The sequence below is a fragment of the Streptomyces sp. NPDC089915 genome (assembly GCF_040684675.1).
Taxonomy (GTDB): Bacteria; Actinomycetota; Actinomycetes; order Streptomycetales; family Streptomycetaceae; genus Streptomyces.
Window position 1 is genome coordinate 1 of the sequence record NZ_JBFBGN010000440.1, and the last position, 1005, is coordinate 1005.

Sequence of the window (1005 nt, forward strand, 5' to 3'; positions counted from 1 at the left end):
GTCCGGGTGCCGGGCGGCGAACTGGTAGGCGTTGACCCCGCCCAGGGAGTGCCCGAGGACCGGCACGGGGCCGAGTCCCAGATGCCGGTGGAGGGCGAGGACGTCGGCCGTGTAGTCCTCGCGCCCGTAGCGGTCGGCCCGGTCGGACTCCCCGTGCCCGCGCTGGTCGAGGGCGATCACCCGCCACCGCGGCGCCAGCGCCTCCGCGAGCGGAGCGAAGGCGGACGCTTCGTTGTAGTGCCCGTGCAGGGCGAGGAGCGGCTTCCCCGGACCACCGAAGTCCAGGTAGGACAGCCTCCGCCCGTCGGTCGTGAAGTACTCGCGCATGGCTTCGATCGTAGGAGCCGGCACTGACATGGGCGAAGCCTGCGCCGTATGAGGCCACGGACGACCGTCGGCGCAAGCGCCTTGCGGCCGGTCGCGGTCAGCGGCTGCCCGCGACGGCCTCGCCGTCGCGGACGGACAGCCGGTACTCGGCGGGGTGACGCACGGGTGGCCCCGGTGAGGTTTCCTCGCTGGTCCTTACGGTCCCGGCACCGGTGTCACGGTGCCGTTGGGGCCGCAGCGGACCGTCCACGGGGTTGCGGAGGGGGTGAGGTTCTCGTGGATGCGGATGTCGACCCGGGTCGCGGGGCGGTCGCCGGGGACCTGGGAGTGGGCGGCGGTGCAGGCCAGCTGGGACACGGCCGTCACGTCGAGGTCCCCGCTGCTGACGGCGCGCGGCACGTGGATGTCGACGGCGCCGTCGGCGGCGGTCGCGGTGAGCCGGCCCGCCATCGGGGGGACCTGGGTGACGAGGCCGCGGTCGCGTTCGGCGGGGGTCGGGCCCTCCAGGAGGAGGTCCAGTGCCTGCTGTGGGCTCAGCGGGCGGTCGGTGGGGCGGTCGACGGCGCGGATGCCGTAGGGGCCGGCGAAGTAGAGCTGGACGGTGCGGGCCCGCGTGCCCGGGGGCTGGATGCCCGAGGCGGGGGCGCCCGCCGTGGCCGGGCCGGTCGGGGTGATGCC

At 75.4% G+C, this 1005-nt stretch carries 2 protein-coding genes; both read right to left on the reverse strand.

What is annotated here, in order from left to right; genetic code table 11:
* On the reverse strand, positions 1-327 hold a 327-nt coding region (locus AB0O29_RS36460), incomplete at its 3' end, for an alpha/beta hydrolase (RefSeq protein WP_365160875.1).
* Between the two features lie 195 nt (positions 328-522).
* Positions 523-1005 (reverse strand): hypothetical protein (locus tag AB0O29_RS36465; RefSeq protein WP_365160881.1); only part of this gene is annotated, 483 nt, incomplete at its 5' end.